Below are 22,790 nucleotides of genomic sequence, written 5' to 3' on the forward strand. Positions count from 1 at the left end.
TTACCTCCCCAGGATGGTGACATTTCCGTAGAGCCCGACGCCCCCGATGTTGTGCACCACACCGATGTCGGGCTCGCCAGGAACCTGCATGGGGCCCGCTTCCCCCCGAAGCTGCAGCACGATGGTTCGGATCTGAGAGCCGCCGGTGGCCCCGATGGGATGTCCTTTTGAAAGGAGACCGCCGTCCACATTGACGGGGATCCTCCCCTCTTTGTAGGTGGCCTTTTCACGGATGAGCTGTTTGCCTTCTCCGATGGGTGCGAATCCTAAACCTTCGTAGGCCATGATCTCGGCAATGGTGAAACAGTCGTGAACCTCGGCCACCTTGACGTCCTTGGGAGTGATGCCTGCCATTTTATAAGCCTGGGCCGCTGCAGCATGGCCCACGCTCAGGCCTTGGGTAAAATCGGGACGGGCGGCCATGTTGACCGACTCCGAAGCCGTGCCGATGCCCAGGATCCAGACCGGTTTCTTGGAAAAGATTTTGGCTTTCTCGGCATTGGCGAGGATGATGCAGGAGCTTCCATCGGCATTGGCGCAGCAGTCGCCCACCCGGAGGGGCCAGGCCACCGGGCCCGCCATTTTGGCCTCGGGATCGCCCGGTTTGAAATCCTCGGGCTTGACGGGCTTGCGGTAAACGGCCCGATCGTTGATCACACCATAGACCGACGATTTGATCCTCACGTTCATCAGGTCCTCATGGGTCAGCCCGTGTTTGGCCATATAGGCCTGGGCATAGAGGGCATAATAGGCGGGCATCATCGTTCCGAAAGGCGCCTCCCACTGGATGTCCGCCCCCCGACCCATTCGCTCCTGGGATTCGGCCGACGAGATCTCGGACATCTTCTGGAATCCGAGGACGACGACCACGTCGTGGAGTCCGGCCTTGATCATGCTATAAGCCACCTTGACCCCGGTGCTGCTTGAAGAGCAGACCGTTTCCACATAAAGGGTGGGTTGAGGGATGAGCCCAAGATATTCTGCAAGCACACCAGCCGGGGAGCGCTGCTTGTCGTATTCGGGAGCCGAGCAGAAGACCGAGGCATCCACGTCCTTCTGGGTAATGCCCGCATCGTTCATGGCTTCCCTGAAGGCCTCGAAGGCCAGCTCACGGATCGACCCTTCATACCCCCTCACAAACGAGGATTGACCCACACCGATGATGGCTACTTCCTTTTTCATCGAAGGCCTCCCTTCCGTGATCAATTGGTGTTCTAACATAATCGAGAGATCCGTTCCTTGTCAAGGGTGGAAATCGAACGAAAGAATAAAAGGATCGGTCATTTGACATTGGCGGAACAGGCCTTTTAAGATGGATAGAAAGACCGAAGAGGGACGTTCGGGGCAGTTCGGGTCCCGATCCTTAATAATTGAAAGGAAGGACGATGAAGAGCCGATTCCGTTTAATCCCGTGGGGCCTCGGTGTAGGCCTTCTCCTTTTGGCCCTCCTCTACTATCTCTTCACCCCGGGGGTCAGCCTCGGCCAGGAGGACCGGATCGCCAAGGTCGCGATCGAGACGGCCCGGGCACACATGAGGATTCCGAAGGAGATGGAGGTGAGGTTTCTCGAAAAGAAGAAGAGCCCTCTTCAAGGATTCTACTCCGTGAGGCTCCTCATCCTCGCTCCGGATCGGGAGATGCCTTTGGTCGTCTATGTGGACGAAGCAGGCGAGAAGGTCCTTTTAGGCGCGCTCATCGTCAAGGGCGAAAACGTCTCGCTAAAGGAGGCCGGGGAGGCCAGACCCCGCAAGCATGACATGAAGCAATTCGAAGCCGGAAAGCCCGCCGTCCGGGGAAACCCCAACGGGACCGTGACGATCGTCGAATTTTCAAATTTCAAATGCTCCTATTGCCAGCTCTCGTGGTCGAAGATCGAGGCCCTTTTGGGGAGGTACCCCCAAGCCCTCCGATATATCTTCAAACACTTCCCCCTTCGGTCTCTTCAGGGTTCCATGGAACTGGCCGAGATCGCGGCCTCCGCCCAATTCGTCAGCGACGAGGCCTTCTGGCTCGTCCACGACTTCTTCTTCTCGCCAGAGGGTCAGATGGTCGTCAGGGAGGATGTGGTCACGGTGAGGAAGAGGGTCGAAGAGATTCTCAAGGGGAAGGGATATGATCTCAAAGAGTTTCAATCGGCCCTCGAGACCGGAAAGGGAAAGAAGAAGGTGATGGAAGACGTTGCCCTTGGAAACAAGATCCCTGTCATGGGGACGCCCACGATCATCGTGAACGGGGACGTGATCTCTGGAGAATTTAACGAAGGGGTTCTCGAACGTTACCTCAAACCATAGGTTTGAAGCCACCCTTTTTTGGATTTGCTCATGATTCCAAAAAGTTAGGACTGCTTAAAAATTAGGCAAAACCGAGAGATCGGTTCAAATCAAGAGGGAGGATGTGACAATCCACAACCATTCCACAGAGATTGTGGATAGGTTGAAGATCTCCTTAAAAATCAGAATCTTTTATTTCCACCTCTCTTTGGATCTTCAGGTTCTCCAGTTTAACTCATTGGATTATCTTTACTTAGCAGAATTGGGAAATCCCCTTTAACCATTCCACTACCCTGGGTTCATAGGAAGGCTCCCCCTTTTAACCCCTTTTGACTCCTCGAAAGGGTTCGTTTAAGATTAGACCCGTGACCACGATCACTGGCGTTCTCGAACGGATCACCTACCAGAACGAGGAGACCGGTTTTGTGGTGGCCAGGCTCCAGGAGAGGGGAAAGAAAGACCTGACCACCATCGTGGGAAACCTCGCCTCTGTCAACATCGGAGAGTCCCTCAAACTTACCGGAAGATGGGTGAATAACAAAAGATTCGGGCAACAGTTCCAGGTCGACCATTACGAGGTCACGGTGCCCGCCACGGTTTACGGCATCCGGAAATACCTCGGTTCGGGATTGATCAAAGGGATCGGTCCGGTCATGGCGGAGAGGATCGTCAGGCGATTCGGTCTCGATACCCTTAACATTATCGAGAAGACACCCGAAAGGCTCTCCGAGGTGGAGGGCGTCGGTCCCAAGCGGATCGAAATGATCACGAAGGCCTGGGCCGAGCAGAAGGAGATCCGCGAGATTATGGTCTTCCTCCAGGGCCACGGGGTGAGCGCGGCCTTTGCCGCCAAGATCTACCGCCAGTATGGAAACGAATCGATCGCCATGGTGAGGGAGGATCCCTACCGGCTCGCCCGGGATATTTACGGGATCGGTTTTCTCACCGCGGACCGAATCGCCCGAAACCTGGGGGTGGACCCCAACTCCCTGATCCGGGCCAAGGCAGGGCTCATCTACGTCTTGAGTCAACTGATGGAGGAGGGCCATGTCTACTATCCCGATGGCCCTCTGACCCGGAAGGCCAGGGAGATCCTCGAGGTCGACGAGGAGATCGTGATTCAGGCCCTGAGGGACCTGACGAGAGAGAGGCAACTCGTCCTCGAAGACCTCGACCCGGAAGGGGAGGCAAAGGCGGTTTATCTACAGCCGTTTCATATTTCGGAAACCGGGATGGCAAAGAAATTGTTGGAGTTGAAAGAAGCCCCCTCAAACATCCGGCCCATCCATCCCGAGAAGGCGATCGAGTGGGTCCAGAAGAGGCTCGGGATCGAGCTTGCCGAAAAACAGAGAGAGGCGGTCCTCCTCTCTGCGACCTCCAAGGTCCTCGTCATCACCGGTGGGCCCGGGACCGGAAAGACGACGATCCTCACGGCCATCCTGAGGATCTTTGAGCAGTTGAGATTGAGGGTCCTCCTTGCGGCCCCCACGGGCAGGGCGGCCAAACGGATGACCGAGGCCACCGGATGGGAGGCAAAGACCATCCACCGGATGCTCGAATACTCTCCCCAGAAGGGGGGATTTAAAAGGGATGAAAACGATCCCCTCGAGGCCGATGTCGTCATCGTGGACGAGGCTTCGATGGTCGATACCCTGCTCATGTACCACCTCCTCAAGGCCATTCCATCGAGGGCCCATTTAATCCTGGTGGGCGATGTGGATCAGCTTCCTTCGGTGGGACCTGGGAACGTTCTCAGGGACATCATCGAATCAGAGGCCTTTACGGTCGTCAGGCTTACGGAGATCTTCCGGCAGGCCCGGGAGAGCCTGATCGTGGTCAATGCCCACCGGATCCATCAGGGTCAGTTTCCCGTTTTGGGGAGAGAGGCTGCAGGTGGAGAGCCTTCGGACTTCCATTTCATCCAGGAGGAGGATCCGGAGAAGATTTTGAACCAGATCCTCGATCTCTGTTGCGAGAGACTTCCGAACCATTTCGGGTTCGATCCGCTCCGTGAGATCCAGGTCCTCACGCCGATGCACCGTGGGGTGATCGGCGTGGCAAATCTGAACCTCGAGCTTCAGAGGAAGCTCAACCCCGATGCCTTCGGGATCGTCCACGGGGCGAGGAGCCTCAGGCTGGGAGATAAGGTGATGCAGATCGTCAACGATTACGACAAGGAGGTCTTTAACGGGGACATCGGCCGGATTTCGAAGATCGATCCCGAGCAGCGCGAGGTCGTGATCGACTTCGACGGAAGGCTGGTCACCTACGATTACACCGACCTCGACGAGGTGACGCTGGCCTACGCCATCTCCGTCCATAAGTCTCAGGGAAGCGAATATCCGGCCGTCATCCTGCCCGTGACGACCCAGCACTACCTCCTCCTGCAGAGAAACCTTCTCTACACGGCCATCACGAGGGCCAAGAGATTGGTCGTCTTGATCGGGACGAAGAAGGCTCTGGCCATCGCCATCAAGAACAACAAACCCCAGGGGAGGTTCACCCGCCTTTCAGAGAGGCTGAAGGCCTGACGATGGATAAAACGGCGGCCTTGAATCGCGCCCTCCTCAGCCTCGAAGGGCTCTCCTTAGGAGATGCCTTCGGAGAGCTCTTCTTCTCGATCTCTCCTGTCTCGGTGAAGGCCGAAGAACTTCCGCCGGGCCCGTGGCGCTGGACCGACGATACCCATATGGCCATCTCCATCGTGGAGATCCTGAAAACCCATGGACGGATCGATCAGGATGCGCTGGCAAGGGCCTTTGCGAGGCGCTACGGGGAGGAACCGTATCGGGGGTACGCCGGAGGGGCCTCCAGGTTGCTAAGGGCCCTTCTCGATGGGGCGGACTGGCGGGAGGTCTCACCAAGGCTTTTCGGTGGTGGTTCTTATGGAAACGGCGCGGCCATGCGGGCTTCGCCCATCGGCGGGTATTTCACCGAAGACCCCGAACGGGCCGCTTACGAAGCCCAACGTTCGGCCGTGGTGACCCATGCCCACATCGAAGGGCAGGTCGGGGCGATGGCCGTTGCCGTTGCCGCGGCCCTTGCAGGCGGGGCGGCTCCTCCGGCAGGAGGTGAATTTCTAAGGGAGGTTCTAAAATTCCTTCCGGAAAGCCTGACGCGTGATCGAATTCGGCTGGCCATGGAGATCCCTCCCGACCGACTAGAAGAGGCCGTTCTCAGGCTCGGAAACGGAAGTGAGGTGAGTGCCCAGGACACCGTTCCCTTCTGTCTCTGGAGCGCCGCTCATCATCTTTTCGACTTTGAAGAGGCCCTCTGGTGGACCGTGAGAGGGCTGGGCGATCGGGATACGACCTGTGCCATCGTCGGAGGGATCGTGGCCCTATCGGCCCTGAATTTGCCTTCAGAATGGCTCGACCGCCGCGAACCCCTCCCTTCATTTTGAAAAATAAATATGGGCCTTTCTTGAGCTTTGGGGCTCAAGGGGAAGGGGGGTAAACCTAATACGACCGTCAAGTGAAATTGCGACTGATCTTTCAGGAGAGCACCGAGGTATCTCAAAAAAAGTGTTAAAATCTTCAAGTTCATCCTGGACGATCTGGAATACCTCAACTTGCCCTATGGGAAAGCACCCCCTCTAAAAAATCGGCCGAGACGATCTTATGGTTTCCGAGGAGCCGGGGGATATCTTCCGTAGGTGGCGGGTCTGGCGCCAGGAATTCTCTAAATTGGATTTGGGGTCCGATACCCCTTACAGCCTTCCAAAATGGCGTTACCGATCTCCGGTTATTTTCAGATAGCCTAAAGCCCCCCTCTTTCGACCTCCCTCCCGAGGCCCTCATATTCTGCTTATGGAATCCAAAGGGCAAACGGAAGGTCCTATTTCGCAGAAAAGGCAGTCCTTCATTGATCGGGAACAAAATTTCCACACCAGATTCTTTTCCTCCGCTCGGTCGGTGGATAAGAGGTGAAAAGGTTAAGGTAAGGTTTGCCATTTCGCGAATTAAGGCTGATTCTCGCCCATGGAGGTTTAGAAAACCGATTCTGAAAAGGAGTACAACCTCCTGAATGTTATTGCTTTAAATATTTATTGAACCAGGCGATACAACGCCTCCAGGCATCCTTCGCAGCCTCGGGTCTGTAACTGGGACGATAATCGGCATAGAAGGCATGGGGAGCCCCAGGGTAGATGATGAATTCCGCGATCTTTCCGGCCGCCTTCAAGCTTGCCTCCATCTCCTTTACATCGGCGACCGGAATGCCGAGGTCAGCCTCACCGTATAGGCCCAGAACGGGAGCCTGAATTTTATGGACGATATCGAGAGGTCCGAAGGTTCTTACCCCTGGCGTTTTAGCCGGTCGGAGCTGGCCATACCAGGCCACCCCCGCCCTCACCTCTTGATTATGGGCGAGGAAGAGGAAGGTGTATAGCCCTCCCCGGCAGAATCCCGTGACCCCGATTCGATCTCCCTTTGCAAAGGGGTGCTTTTTTGCATAGAAGAAGAGGCGATCGAGATCAGCCATTATCCTTTCGTCTGGGATGGCATCGACGATTTTTCGAACGGCCGCGATATCTTGGAGATGTAAAACGCCTCCTTCGCGCGCATAGGGTTCAAAGGTGATTCCCAAGAAACCCTCTTTGGCAAATCGGCGCGTCACGTCTTTGATATGTTCATGCATTCCAAAAATTTCGGGGATCACCAGCACCACCGGATAGTTTCCAGCAGCGGAGGGCCTTGCCTCATAGATAGGGATCTGGAAATCCCCTGCCTGAACAGTGGTCTCCTGAACCGCGAGCCCCTCTGTGGAGGTGGTGATGATCTCTCCGGCCACTGGATTTGCGGCGATTGCAAATCCGGCAAGGCCGATTCCCGTTGCCGTCATCCGGGCAAGGAACTGTCTTCGTGACATTCCTTCGTAAGCATTTGCTAACCAGTCTTCCACCATAAAACCCTCCTTTGGGTTCTTGAGGCTCTTCCCCTCCTTTTTATAAAATCAGAGGGACTAAAGTCAACGGAAAACTCCTTCGGATTAAAAAATCTCTCGGTTAAAAATTGGGTTTTTTAAATTAGGTGTTCTCATCGAGCCCGTGCTTTTTTGGATTTTTGGGCCTAAAAGGGTAGCCTTTTCTTCCTGCCGGAAGAATTGGATGGTGGCCTCACAATGTTGACAGGGCTTTCCGCTTCGACCACGGCCAATCCTATGGGAACCGGACAGCAGCCAATTTCCGTTGATGATTTCCCAGAAGAAGGATAAAATTTTTTGGACCCTGGGGCAATGGAGAGAACTTTTTCTTCTTCAGAGAAGGCCCAATGCCGAAAAGACAGGAGGACGAATGGTCGAGCTTCGCGTAGGACTTCGGGGAAGAGAAGAGATGGTGGTAGGGCCCTCCGACCTGGCAAGCGTTATGGGAAATATAGGGGCCGAGGTCCTTTCGACCCACCGGGTCGTCCTCTTGATGGAGTTGGCGGCCCGCAATGCCATCAAGGAGGCCCTTCCAGAGGGGAAGATGACCGTCGGCACCTTCATCCGCATCCGCCATTTCGCGGCAACGCCCTTGGGGGCCAAGGTTTACGCAGAGGCCGTCCTGAAGGAGATCGAGGGCCGCAGACTGGTCTTCGATGTGGCGGCCTTCGATGAATGGGAGAGGATCGCCGAAGGGGAGAACGAACAGTTGATCGTGACGATCCAAAACTTCCTTGAAAGGGTAGGGAGAAAGAGGGGGCAGAAGATGTAGGACATCTCCTGGGGGAGGTCCTGTGTTAATAGGATTTCTGCCAAAAAAACGGATCTGACATAGGCATCGAAAAAGAAGCGATGGGACGACAAGGCGGCCGATACTTGGTCCTGGGGGATTACCCGGTTTTGGAGGAGACCTTTTTAAAGAAGGTGAGGTCGATCCGGGAGGCCGAACCCTTCCAGCCCCTTCTGATCTTCGTCTCGTCGAAACTCCTCGGCCTCCACCTCCGCCGTCTCCTCGTCGAGCGAGGCCAGCCCCATTTCAACCTCCGGTTCCTCACGCTTGAGGAGTTCGCAAGGGAGGTGAGCGGCCCCGTATTGACGAGGCAGGGGAAGAGGGAGCTTCCACCCTTTGGCGACGAGCTGTTGATCGGGACGATCGTTAAACGGCTGGCCTCCGAGGATGAATCCTTCTACTTTCGTGACATTGCCGATCGGCACGGATTTCACCGCGCCCTTCTGGCGGCGTTCAAGGACCTGAAGGATGCCTGCCTGCGGCCCGAGGAGATGGAGAGGTTTCTTTCCGAAACCCCTCAAACCCGGCAGGTCCATTTCCCCAAGCTGAGAGATCTGACCAGGCTCTATAAGGCCTACTGGGAGAGGCTTGAAGAAATCGGGGCTTATGACGCATCGGATTTGACGGTCTCCTCTCCTTTGTGGGCAAGGAACTCATTTCTCCTCAAAGAGACACCCGCTCTCCTCGCCTATGGGTTTTACGATTTCAACGAGGCCCAGAGACGGTTGCTCCAGGCCTGCTTCGAAGCAAAGGAGACCACATTCTTCTTTCCCTTCGAACCGACCTCTGCCTTCGCCTTTGCAGGTCAGGCCTTGAAATGGCTGAGGGAGAGGGGATTCGAGGAGATTGAGACAGCCACGCCACCGCCCCCTGTTCGACCGGCCGTCCTTGAGCATCTCTGTCTTTCCCTCTTCGGTGAAAGAAGACCCCTTGAGGAGGAGACGGGGGCGGTCGAGATAATCTCGGCCCCGGGCGAGGTCAGGGAGGTCCGGGAGATCGTAAGGCGCATCCTTCGGGCCTGGAAGGAGGAGAAGATCCCATCCCATGAGATTGGCATCCTGCTCCGGACGCCCGAGGTTTATTCACCCCTTCTCAGGGAGGCCTTCGAATCGGTCGGCATCGAACCCTATCTCCGGGAAGGCATTCCCCTTTCGGAAACGAGGGCAGGCAGGAGCCTGCTCCTCTTTTTGAAGGTCGTTGCGGAGGATTTCTCAAGGCAATCGGTGATGGAGTTCGCGACCTTTGCGCCGCTGCGCATGGCCCAAACCGCCGATGGCGATCCCCTCCTGAACCTGAGCCGGTGGGACGATCTCTCGAGACAGGCCTCCATCCTCGAAGGCCAGGGGGAATGGGAACCGAGGCTTCAAAGACTTCGTGTGGCCTATTCTCAGAGGTTGAACAACGAGGAGGAAGGCGAGAGAGGCCGTCTTCGGGGAGATCTCCTCTGCCTCGACAATTTGATCCGGTTCGTACGGGAGCTCTCTCGAGCGGCTCGGCGGTTAACGGAGGAGGGGACTTGGAAGGGCAAGGTCGATGCCCTCCTCGATCTCTTCCAAACGCTCATCGAAGAGGACCAAACAGCTCCTCACATCAGGCAGGCCCTGTTCAGCCTCGCCGGGCTCGACCTCCTGGCGCCTCCGGCCTCCTCAAGAGAGTTTATACGCCTGGTGAGCGAGGCGCTGGAGAGGAGCTCGGTTCCTCTGGGAAGATTTCAGCGAAACGGGCCTATCATTGCCCATCTGATGGCCCTTCGGGGGGTCCCTTTCAAAATGGTCATCGTCCCGGGGCTGGTCGAGAAGTCGTTTCCTCCGGTCGTCCGTCAGGATGCCATCCTCCTCGATCAGGAGCGGAGGGCCCTCAACAGATGGGCGAGCGGAAGGGAGAACGGGCCTCTCCCCCTCAAGGCAGAAGGCCGTCTGGAAGAGGAGAGGCTCCTTTTTCGGTTAGCGATCGGAGCCGCCAGAGAGAGGGTGGTTCTCAGCTATCCCCGAATCGAGCCCGGAACAGGGAAGGAGCGTCTGCCCTCCTCCTTCATGCTCAGGACGATCGAGGCGCTCACAGGTCGAGGCGTGGACTTCAACCAGGTCGAGTCCTATCCTCACTTTTATCGGGTCCCCCTTTCCGAGGTCGCTGTCAAAAATCCAGAGGAGGCCCTCGACGAGGCCGAATACGACCTCTCCTTCTGCCTCGAAAGGTTGGGGACGGGGAGAGCCGGTGGAGTGCTCTATTTGAAGACGATCTCCAATCACTTCGAAAAGGGCCTTAAGCTCGAGAGGTCCCGCTGGGGAGAGAGGAGTTTTACGGAATTCGATGGCCTCTTGGCTTCGGAAGAGGCCCTCCAAAGCCTACGAGACGTTTTTCCGATCCTCGAGCGGAGGATCTCACCCACCCATCTCGAAACCTATGCCTCCTGTCCCTTCCAATACTTCCTGAGAGAGGTCATGGGGATCGAGGCCTTGGTCGAACCTGAAAAGGTGGTGACGATCAGCCCTCCTGACAGGGGGAGGCTTATCCACGAGATCCTTTATGAATTCTATACCGACCTGAAGAAGGAACGAGGAGCGCCCATCCGTTTGAAGAGGGAGGACCTCGACCGATTGATCCAGAAGGCCCAGGAGAAAATGGCCTGGTTTGAGGAGGTCGGCCTTACAGGCTATCCCATCCTCTGGGAGATGGAGAAACGGCAGGTGTTGGAACAACTCGAAGCCTTCTTCCAAAGGGAGCTCGAGGAGAGGGAGTTTTTCCCGACCTATTTCGAAGTCCGCTACGGGATGAGGCCTCGGGGCGAGCGGGAAGGGCTTTACTTCGAAGAGCCCCTCTGCCTGGAGCTCAAAGGGAGGGTCCTCAAGCTTATCGGAAGGATCGACCGCATCGATCTGACCCGGGATGGGAACAGGGGGCGGGTCATCGATTATAAGACCGGCCAGGTCCGGGGCAAAAAGAACGAATTTCAGGGAGGGAAAAACCTCCAGCTCCCCCTCTACCTCTTCGCGGCCAAGAACTTTCTCTCCTCCCTCCACCCCGGTCTTGAGATCGAATCGGCCCAATACCGTTCTCTCAAAGAGGAAAAGAGCATCTCTTTCGAGGGATCGGCGTTGGTGGAGAAAGAGGTCGAGCTGATGGAGATCCTCGACACCCTTGTGAGCGGAATCGAAGGGGGGATCTTCATCTCCCTTCCTGACCACCAGGGGTGCAGACATCGCCTTTGTGACTACAGGACGATCTGCGGTCCCTGGGCGAGGACCCTCTTCGAAAGAAAATTGAGCGATCCGAGGGTGCGGAGGTTGTTGGAGGTGTTGGAAGTGATCGAAGGGAGGAGCGAAGGGGAGGAAGCGTGAGGGAGGGCGTCGAACTCATCGATCATGAGGCTCGAGGCCTGGCCACCGGGAACCTCGACGAGAGCTATCTCGTCGAGGCCTCTGCAGGGACCGGGAAGACGACCCTCCTGGTCCATCGCATTCTCAATCTGCTAAGGGGAGGGAGGGCCGACCTCGACGAGGTGGTCGCCATCACCTTCACGGAGAAGGCGGCGGCCGAGCTCAAGGTGAAATTGCGCTACGGGCTTGAGCAGGTTCTCCTCGAAGGGCTGAGCCCCGAGGAGGCCCGACGCCTTTCCAAGGCGATCTCCGACCTCGAACGGATGCAGGTGACGACGATCCATTCCTTCTGCGCATCGATGTTGAGGGAGAGGCCGGTGGAGGCCGGTATCGATCCCAATTTCGAGGTCGCCGATGAGCTTACCTCCTCCCTTCTCCAGGCCGATGTGTGGGAGAGATGGCTGGAGAAGGAGATGAGCCAAAGGAACCCTGCCCTCCATCTGGCCCTCCTCTACGGGATCGGCCTCGACCAGATGCGGAGTATCGGCCAGTTCCTGTTGAAGAACGAAGAGAGGCTCACCTGCCTGCCCTCGCCCCCTTCTCCTGAAGAGGTGGGAAGGGCGATCGATCGGTTCACCCGATCTTTTGAAGAGGGGATGGCCTCTCTCGATCGCTTGATGCAATTTTGCAAAGACCGGGAGGGAGACAGGGCGGCCCAGAGGATCGGCAAGCTCAACGAGCAGTTCCGAGCTTTTCTCTCCCTTCCGGAAGAGGAGAGGGGGATCTTCCTCTTCAAAAAGTTGGCCATCGGCTCCTCGAGCCGGCTCGGAAATCAGGGGAAATGGCATAGCAGATCGCATCTCGAAGATGTCCGGGTCCAGATCGAGAGGCTTTCGGATGCGCACGAAGAGTTGAAGGCCTTCCTCGCCGATTCGGTCCTCACCGGGCTCGCCCAGGTCCTGACCCAATACGTCCGGGCCTATGGAGAGGCCAAGAAGGAACGGAACCTACTCGATTTCGACGACCTCCTCAGGACCGCCAGGAAGATGCTTCAAGACCATCCCCAGGTGAGGAGGTTCTTTCGAGAGCGATACAAGTATCTTTTCGTGGATGAATTTCAGGATACAGACCCCCTCCAGGTCGAAATCGCCTTCTTCCTTTCGGAGGAGGAGGGATCCGAGGCGGCCGAGTGGAGGGAGATTCAGGTGGCCCCTGGCAGGCTCTTTCTCGTGGGAGATCCCAAGCAGTCCATCTATCGGTTCCGGCGGGCGGACATCGAGATCTATGAAGAGGCGAGGTCCCGGATGGGGGGAGGACGCCTTCTCACCATCTCCCAGAACTTCAGGTGCGCACCCTCGATCGTCGACGTTGTGAACCGGGTCTTTGCCGATCTCATCCAACTTCCCGCCGATGGTCATTATCAGCCCCCTTATGTCCCCCTCCATTTCGGAAGGAAGCCCGAGACGGTCCCGCCGGTTCATGGGACGGTCCTTCTCTATCCACCAAAAGCAGAGGAGATCTCCTTCGCTGGGGCCGATGAGGTGCGCCTCCACGAGGCCCGCTGCATCGCTTCTTTCATCCGGAGGTCGGTGGAGGAAGAAAGATGGCAAATCTGGGACGAGGCCGATCGGCGGCTCAGGCCCTTGGAATTTCGAGACATCGCCATCCTCCTGCGGACGTCCCTTCCCCTCCCCTTTCTCGAGGAGGCCCTGAGGGAGTTCGAAGTCCCTTACCGGGCCCTTGGCGGAAGACAGTTCTATCTTCGCCAGGAGGTCCAGCAACTCCTCGCCCTTCTCAGGGCGGTGGATCATCCCAACGACACGGTCTCCCTGCTCGCAGCCCTCCGCTCTCCCTTCTTCGGGATCTCGGACGAGGAGATTTTTCTCTTCAATGCACGAGGCGGGGTGCTCGACTATCTACACGATGGTGCCGGCACCCCTCTGGAGGAGCCCTTCGCACTCTTGAAGGAGCTCCACGAGATGAGAAATCGTGTCAGCGTCTCGGCCCTCTTGAAGAGGCTCTTCGAGGCGTCGAGGGGGTTGGTCCTCTTCCTCCTGAAGCCCCAGGGAGAACAGAGGGTGGCCAACCTCCTCAAGATCGGGGAGCTGGCAAGGGCCTTGGGAGAAAGGGGGGTATTCAGCTTCGGTGGGTTTGTCCGCTGGCTCTCCGACCGTCAAGAGGAGGAGGCCGAAGAGGAGGAGCCCCCGAGCCTCGAACGAGGGGACGATTTTGTGAGGCTTTTGACGATTCACAAGGCCAAGGGCCTCGAATTCCCCGTCGTCATCCTCGCCGACCTTGCCCATCAGAGCGATCGGAAAGAGGAGTTCATCATCGATCGCCTGGCCGGAAAGATCGCCTTCAAGGTGGGTCGGTCGGAGGCTGGGCTCCGGACGCGTGACTATGAGGCCTTGAAGGAGAGGGAGAGGAGACGGGCTGAGGCGGAGGAAAAGAGGCTCCTCTATGTGGGGATGACCCGGGCCAGGGACTTCCTCGTCCTGCCGGTCTTCTGGGTTGGGGAGAAGAAGGACGGAAGGAAGGAGATCCCGAACCAGAGTTTTTTGGCCTACCTTCGACCTCACCTCCCTGATCCCGAAAGGATCTCTTTTGGGCAATGGGAGAGTGGGATGATGGTTTACGATACCCGAAAGCTCGATCTCTTCCCCAAGGAGCGGGGGCCATTCCGCCATCCCTTATATCCCGACCCAGGGGATGAAGGTGAGGTTCGGCTCGCCCTTTCTCGATTCGAGCGCTGGAAGATAGAGCAGGAGAAGATCGCGGAACTGGGGGCCAAGGGAAGGGCGATTGGCACGGCAATTGAAATGGTAGAAGAATACGAGAGGGATGAGGAAGAGATTGCCCTTTACGGCGGTGGCGAAGGGGCGCTCTTCGGAAAGCTGGTCCACCGCCTGATGGAGAGGCTCGATTGGGTCCACCCCGATGGGATCGGGGAGATGGCAGAGGCGGAGGGGAGGAGGATGGGGGCGAGCGGTGAGATGATCCAAAGGGCGGGGGAGATGGTCAGGAGGGCCATCGAATCGGAGGTGATCCAAAGGGTTTTGAAATCTCAAGGATTCTATAAAGAGGTCCCCTTTTCCTTCAAAAAGGGCGAGACGCTCTTCGAAGGGGTGATGGACCTCCTCTTCAGGGAAGGCGATGATTTGGTCGTCCTCGACTTCAAAACCGATCTCGTTAACCCGGAGGGTCTGGATTCGAAGGTCGACCACTACCGACCCCAGGTGGAGGTCTATGCCGAGGCCGTCCAGAGGATCTTCGGAAGGCCTCCAAAAGAGGTGATCCTCTTCTTTCTCCATCCGATGGTGCCTTTTTCCCTTGCCCCTGAAGGGATCGTTCGACCTCCCGGTCCGGGTGGGTTCGATGGAGGGTGATCGGTGGAGGATCGCCAGATCCGGATCTTCATTCAGGTTTTCCTGAACCTCGTCGTTCTCCTGCTCTACGTATGGACGGAGGCATGGTTCGTCTTTCTCTTCGGCCTGGTCCTCGCCAACGGATTGGCCTTTGCCTTCCTCCCGACCCTTAATGGGCTTGCCTCCCTGGTGAGCAGCCTGATCTTCGGATCGGCACCCCCTGCCGAGACCTACAGAGACACCCTTTATCGGGAGGATCTCTACCAGGCGAGGAGGATGGCCAGGGAGTCGAGATGGGAAGAGGCCGTCGCCCTTTATCGAAAGATTCTCGAAATGGCCCCTGACCAGGTGGAGGTGAGGTACGAACTGGCCATGGTCTATCAGAAGGCAGGCCTCCTGGGAAAGGCCCTCTTGGAATACCGGATGCTCAGGGACTCGAAGGAGCGCATCGGGGCCGATCATCCCTTCGTCCTCGAGGCAGAGAGACAGATTGAGAATCTGAAGAGGATGATTGCGGGGAGGGATTTGGGAAGATGATCCCCGTGGGCACCAACCTGCGTCTGAAAAGGCTTCCTTGGGTCACCCTGGCCATATTCTTTCTGAACTCGGCTATTCATCTCCTTCAAGGCCAGTTCGACCACGAGATGGATTTCTCGATTGAGAACATCTTTCTTCACGTCCCCGGGGAATTTCAACCCTGGACTTTAATCACGGCAGCCTTTTTCCACGCCGACATCCTCCACCTCCTGTTCAATTCCCTTTATCTCTTGGTCTTCGGTCCCTTCGTGGAGGATAAGCTGGGATGGAAGGATTACCTCTTCCTCTACCTATGGACGGGATGGATCGCCAGCTGGGTGGAGGGCGTGATGCACGCCCTGTTTATGAGGGATCAGCTCTTTGTGCGGGGACTTGGGGCCTCCGGAGCCATCTCCGGGGTGATGGGCATCTATCTCTACCGTTGTTATTATTCGAAGGTCAAATTGCTGGTCAACCTGATTATCCCCATCGGCATCAGGATTCCCGCTTACCTCCTTCTTCCCTTCTGGTTCCTTCAGGACTTCTTAGGAGGTATTGAGAAGCTCCAAGGCATCGGAAGCAACATCGGCTTCTGGGCCCATGTCGGAGGCTTCCTGGCCGGATTCGGTGCGTCCGCCTACCTCGGGTTCGGAGCCCCCATACATCGGGAGAGACTGGAATTCGTCGCCGAAAGTGCCCTGGACCGATTCTCGGGATACGGAGAAGGGATCGAGGCGTTGGAGACGTTGCTTTCCAAGGACCCCCAAAACCCCGAGCACCATCTCCACCTTGCAAGGGCCAAGACCCGGTGGAGGGCCTCGGAAGAAGGAAGGGTCCATTACGAGCAGGCCATCCGCCTTTTTTTGAAGGATAGGCCCGAGCAGGCAGTAGAGGCCTTCGTCGAATTCTATGGAAAGTATTTCCGCCTCCTTGAGCCTCCGGTTCAAGTCAGATTGAGCCTTCTCCTCGAAAAGACCCATCCCGACCTTTCGGCCATCACGCTCCAGAGCTTGATCGACACCTATCCTTCGAACGACCTCTCGATGGAGGAGGCCCATCTCCATCTGGCTCGAATCTACCGGAGAAGCTTGAAACGGGCGGACCTCGCCCGAAGGGTTTACGAAAGGTTTCTCGAGCGGTTTCCCGAAAGCGAACACCGGCAGTTCGTCATCAAGAATCTCTCCTCCTTGGATAGGGAGGATGGCTGATGAAGCTCCTTCAGAGATTGCGATCGGCCCGGCGCCTCCATCTCCTTCTTGCACCCATCGTCCTCTATGCAGGCTCGTGGATCTTTACCGAACCCTCCCTCGAGGAGAAGGTGATCGATCGCCTCGAGAAATTCTGTCATGCGGAATACTGGGCGAGGAAGGCTCTGGGGGAAAGGGAGGCCCGGATTGTTGAGTTTTACCGGAACCGATACCGAATGTCGCTGGAGTCGATCTCCCGGCCTCTTTTCGATTACCGGGATAGGGGACAAGTTCAGGCCTTCTTGATCCCGAAAGGTTTTTTATACGAAGCGTGGGAGGAAGGGAGGGGCCGTCGCTCCTACCTTTTGGCCAAGGTGGTGAGCCAAGGGAGACATCGAAACGAGGGCATCGAGCCTATCGAGTTCGACTACCTCATCCTCGGGAAGAAACGGATCGAACCCCACGAGGAATACCGAAAGGGGATCCTGGCGGGGAGGCTCATCTCCTTCGGAGGGGATAAGATCTATATCCACCGGGACCTCCTCGACCACCACCTCCGGTGGTACTTCGAATCGCTCTATCAGACCGACCCCAAAAAACCGGAAAGCCACTATATCATTGACAAAGGTTACAAAGACCCCTACACCTTCTTTCTCTATCAGGACTTAAAGGAACTCTGTGAGGATCTTTTCGTCAAGAGATTATTCAGAAAGAAGACAGATGCCAGAGAATATTTTATTGATCAGGGATTTCATCTCTTCCTCCCCACCCTCCTCGCGATGGCCACGAAGATGGCCAGGGAGAAAGATCTTTCTCTATCACACGACGAACGCTATGTCAGGGCCGTCCTCAGCGGCCTCTCGGAACACCCGAGGTATACCCTTTTTTATCTCGTGGTCGAGGCCGCCCTTCTGAGCGAACGGTCCCTTCTTCGAAAGGTGGGGCGGGAGCTCAAAGGCCGCTTCGAATTTAAACTGCCCGAGACGATAACCCTCGAGCAGATCGCTCGGGTCAGCGGAGAATTGCTCCGAAGAATGGAGAAAGAGGGATCTTAAGGCTTGCCAATGGGCGACCTTTTCTGTATCATACCTTATCCTCTTCGGTGGCGAGGGAAGAGGTTTTTAGGAGGGTTTGCGAGCCATGAAGTCGAAGGGAGATATTCCCATCCTCTTCGTCGAGGCCGATTGCCTTCCCGAGGCCTGGGAGAAGACCGTCCTCAAGGTTTGGGATGAAGGACTCGAGATCCGAACCCAGTACGATAGAGCCGAGGACCCTCCAAGCAAGGATGCGACCGTGATCGTCACGATCCGGGATCCCTTCTCCGAACCGCGGATCCACAAGAACTTTCCCGGGGGGCCGGTGGAGCTCGAGATCTACCGGCAGGAGGTGGTGGAGGGGATCCACGACCATTGGATCGACCCTGAAGCCGGGAAGTGGACCTATACCTACCACGAGCGGCTCTTCGCCTACTGTCCCGTTCAGGACCTGAAAGCTCCGAAGGACCCCGTCAAACCTTTTTCGCCCGTGGATCAGATCGAGTACATCGTCGAGGCGCTTTCGAAGGCACCTTATTCGAGGCGGGCGCAGGCCATCACCTGGATGCCGACGGCTGATATCCATACGGACGACCCTCCCTGCCTCCAGAGGATCTGGTGCAGGCTGGCGGAGGACGAAACGGGCAGGTTGGTCCTTAATATGAATGCCCACTGGCGAAGCCGGGACCTTTATAAGGCCTGGTTCATGAACGTCTATGCCTTGACCGATCTCCAGAGGGTCATCGCGGAAAGGATTTCCGAGAGGATCGGAGGACCCGTGGGCATCGGCCGTTACGTGGATATCAGCGATTCGCTCCATCTCTATGGTCGGTATTTCGAGGAGATCTCGGCCGAGGTCGAAAAGATGCGCGACGGTCAGTTCCGGAATCGGTCCTGGGATAGCACCCACCCCGCCTTTGCCTTGATGGTGGAGGAGGCGAGGGCCAAATTGGCCAGAGATCCCGACTGGTACGCCAAGGGGAAGAAATGAGCAGACCGGTCATCAAGAAGGCCTTTGCCATTGACCGGGGCCCTTACGGCATGATCTGGAGAGCCTACCTCGAGGCCGAGGATCCCGATGGTGATATGGAGAGGATCGCCGTCAGGGTCGACCAGGTGGGATTCGGCTCCTATCCCACCTCCTGGATCGTCCTAAAACCCGAGTACCGTTGGCACTTCCTCGGATATCTCCAGTGGAACACTTTCAGCTCAAGCGGTTCCTCTTTGAGGGAATGGACCCGGCTTACTGTGAAGGTGTCGATCTTCGACAGGGCAGGAAACGAGAGCGATGAGCAGACCTTTCCGGTGACCTTCCTCTCCGGGGAGGAAGAGGGAGATGGAAGCCTCCTTCCCAACCCCTTCCACGTCGAAGATCTTCCTTGCATTGGGTTTATCCACGTGGATCTGACAGATCCCTCCTTGGGTTTTTGAAAGAAGCCCTCTATCTTCCCGGCCCATCTGTTTTGATCCCCGCGATGATCTGAAGAGGAGATGATGTAAGGAGCATGAAATATAGGGAAAGTATGGGAAAGAAAGGGCGTCTTGACCAAATGATGAATTTATGACATCTTATCCTCTATAATCGTTCCGGGAAGGAGAGGGCAAAATGCCTGCACGGAAAACCCTGGGAGACAAGGAAGAGTTAAAAAGGTTTAAAGAAGAGATTATCCATCAGTTTCACATCGTAACCGAGAATGTGATGAACCAGGTGAAGCAGGTTGCCGAGGGGATGGCCAATCTCGATGAAAAGTTTTCCAGAAAATTTAACGAGCTGAAGATCGAGATAGAGAACAAGACCCAACCGATTGCCCAAGCGGTTGTCGATTTAAGGGGAAGAGTGATCAAACTTGACGAGAAGGTAGCGGTTTTGGATGAGAAGGTAGGGGTTTTGGATGGGAAGGTAGCGGTTTTGGACGAGAAGGTGACCGTTCTGGATGGGAAGGTCACCCACCTGGAGGGGAAGACCTCGGCTTTGGGAGAGAGTGTCACAGGCCTTAACAGTAAGATCGATCTGCTCCAGAGGGAATTTAAATCCGATATCCAAGAGACAAGGCAAGAGATCCTGGCAGCGGTAAAGTTTTCCTACGCAGAGTTAGACAAGAGAATTACTACCCTCGAAAAAGAATTTCTCGATCTCAAATACCGTTTGGAGAAATTAGAGTCCCGCGCCCTTTCTTAAGTTCGATTCGACCGCAAGAGGTCTTATGAAAGACAGAGGAGGCCTTGAACGGTCTCGGTTTCGCCTACTTCCCCAAGAGTCGGAATGGGCAAGCCGCAGGCAAAAAGGGGTGATCTAAGAAGAAAGGAGCTCGGGGCTGCCAATCAGGGCGATGCCGGTTTTACGTCGACCGTGTTGTCATAAAAGGTGCTTCCATTTCCCCTGTCGGTCAGCCTATGGGAAGTGAGGGCGTTGACCGAGCGGTGGCCGGGTGCATGTTCCAGCCACCAGATCCCCTCTGCGACCACCACCCCGCTGGGAACCCCTTCGGATACGCGAAGAATGAAGGTGACCTCCCCAAGGGAGTTGTAAGCGATCACAGCCTTTCCATCCTTTAACCCCTTTTTTTCGGCATCGAGAGGGTTCATTTTGAGGTACATCCTGCCCTCTTTCCTCCGGAGGTCTGGCCTTTCCCGGAAGGAGGAATTGAGGCCATAGAAACTTGGTGCGGTCATCAAGAAGAAGGGTTCCTCCCCTCCGTGGGGAGGGAGAAAGGTAGGCAGGGGGTGAGGTTCCTTGGGATTGAGGATTTCGATCTTCCCGGAGGGTGTGCGAAACCTGCCCCGTGCATCGGCTGGAAGGGGAAGTTCTACGGCCTTTCCCATGGAGAAGGCCTTCTGATCGATCCCTTGCCTCATTGGTGAGGGAACGGAGAGAAGGTGGTCGATGAGGTCGTCGGCGGTCTGCTTGAAAAACGGATCGTCGAATCCCATCGCCTCTGCAAGAAGGACAAAAACCTCCCAGTTCGACTTGCTCTCCCCTATCGGGGGAATGGCGGGTTTGGCCCGTTGGATGCAATAGGTGCCATAGGAACGGTATAGATCGCTATGCTCGAGGGAGGAGGTTGCGGGGAGGATGATATCAGCATATCGGGCGGTGTCGGTGAAGAACCTCTCGTGGACCACGGTGAAAAGGTCTTCCCTCAAAAGTCCCTTCAGGACCTGATTCTGGTCAGGTGCCACGGCCGCGGGGTTGGAGGAATAGACATAGAGGCTCAGGATAGGGGGGTCTTTTTCTTCATTCAACGCCCTTCCTAATTGATTCATGTTGATGACCCTCGTTGGCTTCGGCATGAAATCTTCCCTCAGGATCTCTTTCATGGCGAAGGCCTCTTGGGTGCTGGTGAAGGCAAACAGGCCTGCCCCTTTCCTTCCATAAGCTCCGACTAGGGCCGGCAGGCAGACGATGGCCCGGACCGTCATCGCCCCGTTGCCATAGCGGGAAAGACCGCTCCCAAGGCGGATAAAGGGCTTTCGGGCACGGCCATAGGCACGGGCGATCGATTCGATGGTCTCTACCGATAGACCCGTTAGCTGGCTAACCCTCTCGGGAGGATAATTTGGGAGGACTTCCCTTTTCAGCTCTTCGAACCCCAGGACGTGGCTCGCTATAAATTCTTGATCCACGAAGCCGTCCCTGACGAGGAGGTGCATCAATCCAAGGGCGAGGGCTCCGTCGCTCCCGGGTCTGACCAGATAGACCCGATCGACCACCGTGGAGGTCAGATTCTGATAAGTGTCGATCAGCCAGACCGGGGCCCCTTTCTTCCGCGCGATCTTTACACCGTGAAGGAAGTGGACGTTGGTGGCGACCGCATTGATCCCCCATAAGATCACCAGGTCGCTCTCGGCCACCTCATCGGGGTGGGGAGCCGGCGTCTCTCCCATGACCGCCCTCCAGCCCGCTTCCTTCGCAGGCGAGCAGATCGTTCGTTCGAGCCGGGAGGCCCCCAAACGGTGGAAGAAGGGATGGCCGGCATAGCGCTGGATCAATCCCATCGTCCCAGCGTAGGAGTAGGGGAGGATGGCTTCGGCTCCCTCATGTTGGATGATCTCCTTCCACCGCCCAACGATCCGACGGATGGCCTCTTCCCAGGAGACGGGCTGAAATTGTCCCGAACCCTTCGGGCCGGTTCTGAGGAGGGGGTGAGTCAGACGAAGAGGGGAATGGACCGTATCTTGGTACCGGTTCATCTTGGGGCAGAGGGTCCCCCTCGTAAAGGGATGTTCCGGATCGCCCTTTACCTTGATCACCCTCTCCTTCTCCACTTCGACGAGAAGGCCGCAGGCATCCGGACAATCATAGGGACAGACGGAGCGCCTGATTTTTCTCACCCCAATAACCCTCCCTGACTAAAGGATGGCCCCTTTCCCTCCTCTGAGACCGGTTTTTCTTTCTGAAGGCTTGACAAGATCTTGGATTCATATATCATGGTTGAGTAGAGTCATTTTACCCCTGTCGATCTTTAACGTCAATCGATTTATTTCGTGCTTAAAGAGGAGGCAAGTGGGATGAAAAGGTTGGTTTTGGGATTCATGATATTCCTTTCTGCGACCGTATCTGCTTGTGTATCCCACGTCCAGACCGTCCCCGGGCCTTCCGAGCCCGCCCCTGGTCCCGATCCGAAAGTAAGACATCTCGATCTCACCGTGCTACAGCTCGAAGTCCTTCCTGACCCTGTCCGAGAAGGGCAGCGGATGGGTTTTGAGGTCCTTTTGGCAAACCGATCCCGTCACTCCGCGTTGGCCCATCTCTTCATCAAAGACCGTGATGAGGTGGTGGCCCAGGCCTATGAGGTTTGGGTCCGGCCGGGAGAGAATCGGATCTCTTTTCCGCCGACTTCTTATCGGTTTTCGAGGTGGGAGCCCTGTTTCACGGTCGAGGTGGACATCGATCGGACGAGAAGGCCGATCGACCTGGCAAGGGAGTTTTGCCTACGCCAGACCCCTCAAGGTTGGACCATGAAAACACAACAGATCGGACGTTTGGTGGTGGAGGATCTCGAGTTCTCCCCCGACCCTATCACCCCGGGCAGGGAGGTCCGTTTTAAAGCCACCCTGCGAAACGAAGGCCCCCCTCTCCGGGCAAACATCCGCATCCTCGATCGCGATCAATTGGTGGTTCAGATGAAGGATGTATTCCTCCCCCGGGGAACTTCCCAAATCCTATTCCCCAATTCCCATTACCTCTTTCAGAGATTCGACCATTGTTTTACGGTCCAGGTGGATGTGGAAAGGACGCCTTATCAGGTGGATGCGGTCCGACATTTTTGCGCCAAGCCGGCCGGCTGGACCTTAAAACCTCCCCGTCCCTGAATCGAGGGCAAAAAACGCCTCCCACTTGAGAGAACCCGGGCAAGACCCCTTTTCCCCATTAAGTCCATCAGCCAC

General features: G+C 56.5%; 16 protein-coding genes. 13 read left to right on the forward strand and 3 right to left on the reverse strand.

Annotated elements, in window-relative coordinates:
• Entirely contained in the window at positions 1–1,182 is a 1,182-nt protein-coding gene (locus N3G78_09515; GenBank protein MCX8118156.1) for an acetyl-CoA acetyltransferase, read from the reverse strand.
• Between the two features lie 203 nt (positions 1,183–1,385).
• Here N3G78_09515 and N3G78_09520 point away from each other — a divergent pair, with 203 nt between their 5' ends.
• The 3 genes from N3G78_09520 to N3G78_09530 all read left to right on the forward strand — a co-directional run bounded on the left by N3G78_09520 (position 1,386) and on the right by N3G78_09530 (position 5,673).
• On the forward strand, positions 1,386–2,291 hold the full coding sequence (locus tag N3G78_09520; protein ID MCX8118157.1) for a DsbA family protein: 906 nt from the start codon (positions 1,386–1,388) through the stop codon (positions 2,289–2,291).
• Between the two features lie 344 nt (positions 2,292–2,635).
• Positions 2,636–4,801 (forward strand): ATP-dependent RecD-like DNA helicase, encoded by a 2,166-nt coding sequence (locus N3G78_09525; protein ID MCX8118158.1) that lies wholly within the window; start codon positions 2,636–2,638, stop codon positions 4,799–4,801.
• A gap of 2 nt (positions 4,802–4,803) precedes the next feature.
• On the forward strand, positions 4,804–5,673 hold the full coding sequence (locus N3G78_09530; GenBank protein ID MCX8118159.1) for an ADP-ribosylglycohydrolase family protein: 870 nt from the start codon (positions 4,804–4,806) through the stop codon (positions 5,671–5,673).
• A 626-nt stretch (positions 5,674–6,299) separates the two neighbouring features.
• Here N3G78_09530 and N3G78_09535 read toward each other — a convergent pair.
• Positions 6,300–7,175, reverse strand: a complete 876-nt coding sequence (locus N3G78_09535; protein MCX8118160.1) for a dienelactone hydrolase family protein — start codon at positions 7,173–7,175, stop codon at positions 6,300–6,302.
• A 388-nt stretch (positions 7,176–7,563) separates the two neighbouring features.
• On the opposite strand from N3G78_09535, the gene N3G78_09540 reads away from it, so the two are divergent.
• From N3G78_09540 to N3G78_09580, 9 genes are all read left to right on the forward strand, one after another.
• Complete coding sequence (locus tag N3G78_09540) at positions 7,564–7,965, forward strand: hypothetical protein (GenBank protein MCX8118161.1); 402 nt, start codon at positions 7,564–7,566, stop codon at positions 7,963–7,965.
• Positions 7,966–8,045: 80 nt separating this feature from the next.
• Positions 8,046–11,321 carry an exodeoxyribonuclease V subunit gamma gene (locus N3G78_09545; GenBank protein MCX8118162.1) on the forward strand — a complete coding sequence of 1,092 codons (3,276 nt, stop codon included), beginning with the start codon at positions 8,046–8,048 and terminating at the stop codon, positions 11,319–11,321.
• Complete coding sequence (locus N3G78_09550; protein ID MCX8118163.1) at positions 11,318–14,686, forward strand: UvrD-helicase domain-containing protein; 3,369 nt, start codon at positions 11,318–11,320, stop codon at positions 14,684–14,686. The genes N3G78_09545 and N3G78_09550 overlap by 4 nt, the downstream gene beginning before the upstream one ends.
• Positions 14,687–14,689: 3 nt before the next feature.
• On the forward strand, positions 14,690–15,202 hold the full coding sequence (locus N3G78_09555; GenBank protein ID MCX8118164.1) for a hypothetical protein: 513 nt from the start codon (positions 14,690–14,692) through the stop codon (positions 15,200–15,202).
• Positions 15,199–16,389, forward strand: a complete 1,191-nt coding sequence (locus N3G78_09560; GenBank protein MCX8118165.1) for a rhomboid family intramembrane serine protease — start codon at positions 15,199–15,201, stop codon at positions 16,387–16,389. The genes N3G78_09555 and N3G78_09560 overlap by 4 nt, the downstream gene beginning before the upstream one ends.
• Positions 16,389–17,423, forward strand: coding sequence for a hypothetical protein (locus tag N3G78_09565; protein ID MCX8118166.1), 1,035 nt, complete (start codon positions 16,389–16,391; stop codon positions 17,421–17,423). The genes N3G78_09560 and N3G78_09565 overlap by 1 nt, the downstream gene beginning before the upstream one ends.
• 85 nt (positions 17,424–17,508) lie before the next feature.
• Positions 17,509–18,393: a thymidylate synthase gene (locus N3G78_09570; GenBank protein ID MCX8118167.1), complete on the forward strand. Its 885-nt coding sequence runs from the start codon at positions 17,509–17,511 to the stop codon at positions 18,391–18,393.
• The gene (locus N3G78_09575; GenBank protein MCX8118168.1) at positions 18,390–18,833 is read left to right on the forward strand and encodes a hypothetical protein; all 444 of its coding nucleotides are present in this window, start codon (positions 18,390–18,392) and stop codon (positions 18,831–18,833) included. The genes N3G78_09570 and N3G78_09575 overlap by 4 nt, the downstream gene beginning before the upstream one ends.
• A 175-nt stretch (positions 18,834–19,008) precedes the next feature.
• Positions 19,009–19,581, forward strand: a complete 573-nt coding sequence (locus tag N3G78_09580) for a hypothetical protein (GenBank protein ID MCX8118169.1) — start codon at positions 19,009–19,011, stop codon at positions 19,579–19,581.
• 143 nt (positions 19,582–19,724) lie between these two features.
• Here the strand turns inward: N3G78_09580 and N3G78_09585 are convergent, their stop codons facing one another.
• Entirely contained in the window at positions 19,725–21,734 is a 2,010-nt protein-coding gene (locus N3G78_09585) for a molybdopterin oxidoreductase family protein (protein MCX8118170.1), read from the reverse strand.
• Positions 21,735–21,911: 177 nt separating this feature from the next.
• Here N3G78_09585 and N3G78_09590 point away from each other — a divergent pair, with 177 nt between their 5' ends.
• Positions 21,912–22,715, forward strand: coding sequence for a hypothetical protein (locus N3G78_09590; protein ID MCX8118171.1), 804 nt, complete (start codon positions 21,912–21,914; stop codon positions 22,713–22,715).
• The last annotated feature ends 75 nt before the right edge of the window (positions 22,716–22,790 follow it).

The organism is Thermodesulfobacteriota bacterium, from assembly GCA_026415035.1.
Taxonomy (GTDB): domain Bacteria; phylum Desulfobacterota; class BSN033; order BSN033; family UBA1163; genus RBG-16-49-23.

Excerpts from the sequence above, each read along its gene's own strand:
- N3G78_09515 (MCX8118156.1), bottom strand. The coding sequence starts at position 1,182 with ATGAAAAAGGAAGTAGCCATCATCGGTGTGGGTCAATCCTCGTTTGTG.
- N3G78_09520 (MCX8118157.1), top strand. The coding sequence starts at position 1,386 with ATGAAGAGCCGATTCCGTTTAATCCCGTGGGGCCTCGGTGTAGGCCTT.
- N3G78_09530 (MCX8118159.1), top strand. The coding sequence starts at position 4,804 with ATGGATAAAACGGCGGCCTTGAATCGCGCCCTCCTCAGCCTCGAAGGG.
- N3G78_09535 (MCX8118160.1), bottom strand. The coding sequence starts at position 7,175 with ATGGTGGAAGACTGGTTAGCAAATGCTTACGAAGGAATGTCACGAAGA.
- N3G78_09540 (MCX8118161.1), top strand. The coding sequence starts at position 7,564 with ATGGTCGAGCTTCGCGTAGGACTTCGGGGAAGAGAAGAGATGGTGGTA.
- N3G78_09545 (MCX8118162.1), top strand. The coding sequence starts at position 8,046 with ATGGGACGACAAGGCGGCCGATACTTGGTCCTGGGGGATTACCCGGTT.
- N3G78_09560 (MCX8118165.1), top strand. The coding sequence starts at position 15,199 with ATGATCCCCGTGGGCACCAACCTGCGTCTGAAAAGGCTTCCTTGGGTC.
- N3G78_09565 (MCX8118166.1), top strand. The coding sequence starts at position 16,389 with ATGAAGCTCCTTCAGAGATTGCGATCGGCCCGGCGCCTCCATCTCCTT.
- N3G78_09570 (MCX8118167.1), top strand. The coding sequence starts at position 17,509 with ATGAAGTCGAAGGGAGATATTCCCATCCTCTTCGTCGAGGCCGATTGC.
- N3G78_09575 (MCX8118168.1), top strand. The coding sequence starts at position 18,390 with ATGAGCAGACCGGTCATCAAGAAGGCCTTTGCCATTGACCGGGGCCCT.
- N3G78_09580 (MCX8118169.1), top strand. The coding sequence starts at position 19,009 with ATGCCTGCACGGAAAACCCTGGGAGACAAGGAAGAGTTAAAAAGGTTT.
- N3G78_09590 (MCX8118171.1), top strand. The coding sequence starts at position 21,912 with ATGAAAAGGTTGGTTTTGGGATTCATGATATTCCTTTCTGCGACCGTA.